Genomic DNA, 6163 nt, shown 5'->3' on the forward strand with positions numbered 1-6163 from the left:
GACGACGGGCCTCCTGTTCCTCACCCGACAGCGAACCGCCGGCGGGCTGGGGGCGAGGAGCCATCGGACGCGGAGCCTGGGCCTGTGGGGGCGGGCCGTCCGTGCGCGGGCGTGCGACGTCAAAGCCCTGGGCGCGACCACCGACGGGAGCGCCGGGGCGGCGCTTGGTCTCGACCACCACCGTCTTGGTCCGGCCGTGGCTGAAGCTCTGGCGCACGGTGCCGGTCGAAACCGATCCCACGGCGCGCGGCTTCAGGCTCAGCGGCGCGCGCGGTCCCGTCGCCGAAGGGGTTCCGGTCGGGGCCGTCGGCTGCTGGCCGTCGTTGGTCTTGTCGTTCTCGTCGCTCATCCGGTCGCTTTTACTCGTGGCGGGGAAGTCCGCCCAATCTTGAAATCGTCACGCCAAACACAAAAAGCCGTGCGCTGCTCCGCGCCCTTTTCAGGACCCGGAACCTCGCCCGCCAAAAGCCCCGGGGGGCTCATGTCCAGGGTCTTCGTCTGACCCGCTCGCAGCGGCCCCGCCACTTTCCGGAGAAAGGGAGCCGTGACCGGTTTCGGTGCCGCGCTGCGGTCCGTCCTGGTCCCACTCCGAAGGTCGGAGCGGTCTGAAACCCGCCAGTCGCTCGACCTCGACGGTCCAGCGATCGGCCCTGCCGCCATGCAGCAGGACGGCGTGTATCGCATTTTCCAGCCCAAGGGCCAAACTCAAATCGTCCGCGCTGAACATCCCGCAGACTTTCGCGGTCTGGTGACGGGCCAGGGCCAGGAGTTTTCCGCGTCCGTCGGACGACCCGTCCGAGGCCTCGATGACCCAGGCGGCCTTGCCGGCGCGGATCGCGGCGGCCGATTTCTCGAAGCCGGAGATAAGCACGCCTTCGCGCCGGGCAAGACCCAACTGGTCCAGACAGCGCCGGAACAGCAGGGTTTCGACGGTCGCGGCCAGGTCGGCCGAGGCGTTGAGCCTGGTCTTGGCCGAGCGAGAGAACAGGTTCTTCTTCGACGCCATCTCGACCGAGGCGCGGTCGGCGGCGACCCACATCCCGCGTCCGGGCAGTTTCCTGCCCAGGTCGGGCGCGACCGAACCGTCCGGAGCGGCGACGAAGCGGATCAGACGAGATTCGTCCATGACCTGGTGTGTGACCAGGTCGCGGCGCTCTCTATCCGATGTCGCGTCTCGCAGGCTCATGGACGGTCCGGGTCTCCATCACGCGTTCTGGGGCTGGTCGGCGTCGTCGGCGGCGGCCTCGACGTCAGCGTCGGCTTCCGCTTCGGGCGCGTCACCGAAGACGGCCTCGGGGTCGTATTCACCCTCGGCGTACTCTTCCTCGTATTCCGGCTCGGGCTGCGGCAGTTCCGAGGCGTCGATCCAGCCGGCCGCGACGCGGGCCTGGAGGATCAGCATCTCGGCGTCTTCCTGGGCCAGGTTGAAGCTTTCCAGCACGCCGGGGACCTTGACCCGTTCGCCGTTCTTCATCTCGTAGCCGCCACGGATTTCGTCGGTGGCCAGGTCGGCCAGATCCTCGACCGTCTTCACCCCGCCCTCGCCGAGCGCGACGGCGATGGCGCCGGTGACGCCGGGAACGGCCATGACCTCGTCCAGCACGCCCAGCTCGACGCGCTTGGCGTCCAGGATGGCGGCCTGACGGTCCAGATAGTCGCGGGCACGGGCCTGAAGCTCTTCGGCGGTGTCCTCGTCGAAGCCTTCGATCTCGGCGACTTCATAGTTGTCGACGAAGGCCAGATCCTCGACGGTCGCAAAGCCTTCGGTGACCAGCAGCTGGGCGATGACCTCGTCCACGTCCAGGGCTTCCTGGAACAGCTGGGTCCGTTCGGTGAACTCGCGCTGGCGACGTTCCGAATCCTGCGACTCGGTAATGATGTCGATCTGCCAGCCGGTCAGCTGGCTGGCCAGACGCACGTTCTGGCCGCGACGGCCGATGGCCAGCGACAGCTGTTCGTCCGGCACCACGACTTCCACGCGGTCGGCTTCTTCGTCCAGCACGACCTTGGAGACTTCGGCGGGGGCGAGCGCATTCACGATGAAGGTCGGCTCGTCCGGATTCCACTGGATGATGTCGATCTTCTCGCCCTGCAGTTCGGCGACGACCGCCTGAACGCGCGAGCCGCGCATGCCGACGCAGGCGCCGACGGGGTCGATGGAGGAATCGTTCGACAGCACGGCCATCTTGGCGCGCGAACCGGCGTCGCGGGCGGCGGCGCGGATCTCGATCACGCCGTCATAGACCTCGGGCACTTCCTGGGCGAACAGCTTGGCCATGAAGCCGGGGTGGGCGCGCGACAGCATGATCTGCGGTCCCTTGGCCTCCGGGCGGACGTCGTAGATGTAGGTGCGGATCCGGTCGCCGATGTTGAAGATCTCGCGCGGGATCGACTGATCGCGGCGCATGATGCCCTCGCCCCGGCCTAGGTCGACGATGGTGTTGCCATATTCGACGCGCTTGACGGTGCCGTTGACGATCTCGCCGACGCGGTCCTTGAACTCTTCGTACTGGTTGGCGCGCTCCGCGTCGCGAACCTTTCCGGTGATGACCTGACGGGCCATCTGGGTCTGGACCCGGCCGAACTCGAACGGCGGCAGGTCCTCGACATATTCCTTGCCGACCACAGCTTCGGGATCGCGCTTGGACGCGTCGGTCAGGCGGACCATGGCGCTGTCGTTGAACTCTTCCAGCTCGTCTTCCGGCATCCAGTCGTCCTCGACGATGGTGACGTGACGGGTCAGGGCCAGCTCGCCGGTCTTGGGGTCGATCTTGGCGCGGATGTCGTGATGGGCACCGTAACGGGACTTGGCACCCTTCTGGATGGCTTCTTCCAGGGCCTCGACCACGATCTCGCGGTCGATGTTCTTCTCCTGGGCGACCGCGTTGGCGATCTGCAGAAGTTCCAGGCGATTGGCGGAAATACCGGTGACGGCCATCAGGCTTTGTCCTCAGGAGTGGTGGTCGTGTCAGTGTCTTTGTCTTCGGGCGCCGCTCGTTCTTCTTCAGAAAGAGGGGGCAGTCCGTCGTCTTCGGGTTCGCCGCGCTGGGCGCGCAGTTCGGCCCCGCGCTTGATCAGGGCGTCGCTCATCACCAGCTTGGCGTCCACGATCCAGTCGAAGGGTATCAGGGCGGTGTCGGCCTCGCCGTCCAGGTCGATGGCGACCATGTCGGTCCCCGCCTCGTCCTTGTCCAGCCCGGCCAGGACGCCCTTGAAGCGTTTGCGGCCCTCGATCATCCGATCGGCCTCCATCCGCGCCTCGAAGCCCTCGAACAGGTCGAAGTCGATCAGGCGGGTCAGGGGCCGGTCGATGCCGGGTGACGATACTTCCAGCAGATATTCGCCGGGGATCGGATCGGCGGCGTCGAACACCTCCGACACGGCGCGGCTCAGACGCGCGCATTCCTCGACCGAGATATCGTGGTCGCTGGGCCGTTCGGCCATGATCTGCAGCCGCTGACGCAGGGTCCCGCCCATCAGCCGCACGCGCACGATCGCCAGACCGAGCGACTCCGCTATGGGGTCGATCAGCTCGATCAGCTGGCGGTCCTGGACGGTCTTGGCGCGCAAGGGCGGGATCAACTCAACAAAAAAGCGGCGGGCCCATCGGCCGCCGCTTGGAAACGCGGCGCCGTCGGACGCCGGTGTCTAACGATGTGGGACGCCGTATAGACCCCCAGATACGGGTTGTCAGCCCTGTTTGTCGTCGTCGAGGTAGAAGGCCTCGTAGATAGCTTCGCGATTGGTCAGTCAGTCACGACAGCGATCGCGTAGTGGGACGCTGGGCCATCTCGAAACCAAACCAATCTGGCCAGGATCAGATCAGTGACAATGCCTAGCGCGACTCGGTCGTCGATCGTTTCCGAGATTTCGAGAGCCCCCGCTGCCAACATGGCTTCCACCAGTACCGCCAGATCGCCTGGATCAGATTGGCATTTAGAAGTTTCGACAATGCTTAGTGCGGCCGTCAGTTGATTTTCGTAGTAGGCGAACAGGTCGGAAATCTGGTCTGGAGAGAGCGGCACCTGCTGGATCGCGACGGTCTCTTCCGCGAGCCTTTCAGCAAATCCTGTCGAAAGGACGAGGCCGTTTCGCCCGGACGCCGCATCTATTAGAGAGACGCCCTTGTTCCGAGCCGCCGTCAACAGCAGACTTGCGTTGGTCAGAGCGAACGACCAACAACGACATCGACGTAGTCTGCGTCGGGCATCGCGCCGTTTGCGATCTCGGCGATATCAAATGCGAACTCGATAGCGGTCTCGAAGGACGAACCGGCCATTGCTCGCTCCCTATATCGCAATTCGGGTCTGGATCTCATCGAATGGCGCGGTCAGGCCGCCGTCGCGTTCGATCAGTCCGGCAGCCGACAACGCCTCGACGTCCTCGTGAACACGTTTGTAGTCGCGCCCCAGATCACGCGCGAGGGCGGCGATGCTGGCGGCCGGATGGGCGTGAAGGTGGCGCAGTAGGGTCAAGCGCTTGGGCGTCAGGATGCGCGCCAGAGTCTCGAAACTGTCGAATGACAGGTGCTCTTCCGGAGTCACTCGCTCCCCGGCCTCGGCTCTGTTCCAGACGTCGATCACCCGACCGCCCAAGTCTTCCAGTGTTTCTCCGACGTGAACTCTGAAGATCGTCATCTGGGGCCTCCTACCGCCCGAACCTGCGCATTGAAATCCGCGATCAGCGCCTCGACCGACACGAATGTGTACGCCGTCTCGCCGTCCGGGCCGTGCCAGTGATCGCCCTTGCCGCGCTCATTGTCGAACCCGACCAGTCGCTGGCCGGGATAGCCGAAGAAAAGGCTGTATTTGAACGAGTGACGGCACGGCGGCAAAGGCTCGGGCAGGCGCCAGACCGTGATCTGGACGATGGCGCCATCGGCGAAAGCCCCCTTGACCCTGATCAGTCGCTCCGCAACCATTATGGCATATTACGCCATAATTCGTTTGTCGGCAACTTCAGCTACTCAGGCGCGCCCATATAGTCCCGCTTGCCGATTTCCACGCCTGCCACCCGCAGCAGGGCATAGGCCGTCGTGACATGGAAATAGAAGTTGGGCAGGGCGAAGCCGGTCAGGTAGTTTGCGCCCTTGAAATCGAACTGCCCGCCAGGGAATTTCAGCACCACATCGCGATCCTCGGCGTCCGCGAAGGCCTCGCGGGGCACGGATTCGATGAAGGCGATCGACAGGGCGATGGTCGCCTGAAGCTCGGCGAAGGTCGCCTCGTTGTCCTCGGTCTTTGGCCAGTCCTGGCCAGTCAGCCGGGCGACACAGCCGCGCGCGGAGAAGGCGGCGGTGCGGATCTGGGCCGGGAAGGGGTTCATGTCGGGGGCCAGGCGCGCCTCCATCAGTGCCGCCTCGTCGAACCCCTGCGCCAGGGCCTTGTCGAGCAGGGCGGACAGGGCCTTGAGGCCACGCACGAAGGCGGGGACGGAGGCGTCGTAGAGATCGAAGGCCATGGGCGTTTCCGGAGTTCGTTTCGTTTGAGGACTTAGTCTTTGGCGTCTTTCCGTCCGGAAATCCAGCGGAGATGTCGGACAGGCCTTGCGGCGGACAGCGCGAACATGGTTCGCCTCGGCCATGACCACAAGCCGCAACCCCAGCCCGCCTCGTACCGTCTGGTCGCGGATCGCCGCGACGGTCGGGTTCGCCCTGCTGATCGCCGTCGCCGCCCAGGTCGCCATCCCGCTCTATCCCGTGCCCATGACGATGCAGACCTGGGCCGTGCTTCTGGCGGGCGCCGTGCTGGGCCCGCGCTGGGGTGTGGCGAGTGTGGTCCTGTATCTGGCGCTGGCGATGGCGGGTCTGCCCGTTCTGGCCAATGGGGCGGGCGGGATGGTTGCGACGACCGGGGGCAGCGCGGGCTATCTGATGGGGTTTCCGGCCGCGGCCTTCCTGGTCGGCTGGGCGACCGAGCAGGGCGGGATGGACCGGCCCCTGCCCGGTTTCGCCATCTTGGTGCTGGCCCACGCCCTGATCCTGGCCTGCGGGACCGGCTGGCTGATCCTCAGCATCGGGCTGGACCCCGGTCGGGCGGTACAGGTCGGGGCGACGCCCTTCCTGATTGGAGCAGGGGTCAAGTCCGTGCTGGTGCTGGCCACGCTGGCGCTGTGGCGACGACTGAGAACGCGCCGCTAGGTCCGCTCGAATTCCAGGAACAGC

Annotated in this window: 9 protein-coding genes; 1 reads left to right on the top strand and 8 read right to left on the bottom strand. The window is 65.6% G+C overall.

Features of this window, described 5'->3' with window-relative positions:
* From ACILQR_RS14995 to ACILQR_RS15030, 8 genes are all read right to left on the bottom strand, one after another.
* Window positions 1–349 (bottom strand): translation initiation factor IF-2 associated domain-containing protein (locus ACILQR_RS14995; RefSeq protein WP_395652190.1); only part of this gene is annotated, 349 nt, incomplete at its 3' end.
* A 90-nt stretch (window positions 350–439) separates the two neighbouring features.
* On the bottom strand, window positions 440–1186 hold the full coding sequence (locus ACILQR_RS15000) for an RNA-binding protein (protein WP_395652191.1): 747 nt from the start codon (window positions 1184–1186) through the stop codon (window positions 440–442).
* 18 nt (window positions 1187–1204) lie between these two features.
* Window positions 1205–2938, bottom strand: a complete 1734-nt coding sequence (gene nusA / locus ACILQR_RS15005; protein ID WP_395652192.1) for a transcription termination factor NusA — start codon at window positions 2936–2938, stop codon at window positions 1205–1207.
* On the bottom strand, window positions 2938–3570 hold the full coding sequence (gene rimP / locus ACILQR_RS15010) for a ribosome maturation factor RimP (protein WP_395652193.1): 633 nt from the start codon (window positions 3568–3570) through the stop codon (window positions 2938–2940). Before rimP ends, nusA begins: the two co-directional genes overlap by 1 nt.
* Before the next feature lie 176 nt (window positions 3571–3746).
* Window positions 3747–4145: a hypothetical protein gene (locus ACILQR_RS15015; RefSeq protein WP_395652194.1), complete on the bottom strand. Its 399-nt coding sequence runs from the start codon at window positions 4143–4145 to the stop codon at window positions 3747–3749.
* 144 nt (window positions 4146–4289) lie between these two features.
* Complete coding sequence (locus tag ACILQR_RS15020) at window positions 4290–4637, bottom strand: hypothetical protein (RefSeq protein ID WP_395652195.1); 348 nt, start codon at window positions 4635–4637, stop codon at window positions 4290–4292.
* Window positions 4634–4921 (bottom strand): DUF6516 family protein, encoded by a 288-nt coding sequence (locus ACILQR_RS15025; RefSeq protein WP_395652196.1) that lies wholly within the window; start codon window positions 4919–4921, stop codon window positions 4634–4636. The genes ACILQR_RS15020 and ACILQR_RS15025 overlap by 4 nt, the downstream gene beginning before the upstream one ends.
* A 41-nt stretch (window positions 4922–4962) precedes the next feature.
* Window positions 4963–5460 carry a DUF1993 family protein gene (locus tag ACILQR_RS15030; protein WP_395652197.1) on the bottom strand — a complete coding sequence of 166 codons (498 nt, stop codon included), beginning with the start codon at window positions 5458–5460 and terminating at the stop codon, window positions 4963–4965.
* Window positions 5461–5581: 121 nt separating this feature from the next.
* Here ACILQR_RS15030 and ACILQR_RS15035 point away from each other — a divergent pair, with 121 nt between their 5' ends.
* Entirely contained in the window at window positions 5582–6139 is a 558-nt protein-coding gene (locus ACILQR_RS15035) for a biotin transporter BioY (RefSeq protein ID WP_395652198.1), read from the top strand.
* The last annotated feature ends 24 nt before the right edge of the window (window positions 6140–6163 follow it).

It is taken from the genome of Brevundimonas sp. (genome assembly GCF_044239655.1).
In the GTDB taxonomy this organism is placed as follows: Bacteria; Pseudomonadota; Alphaproteobacteria; order Caulobacterales; family Caulobacteraceae; genus Brevundimonas.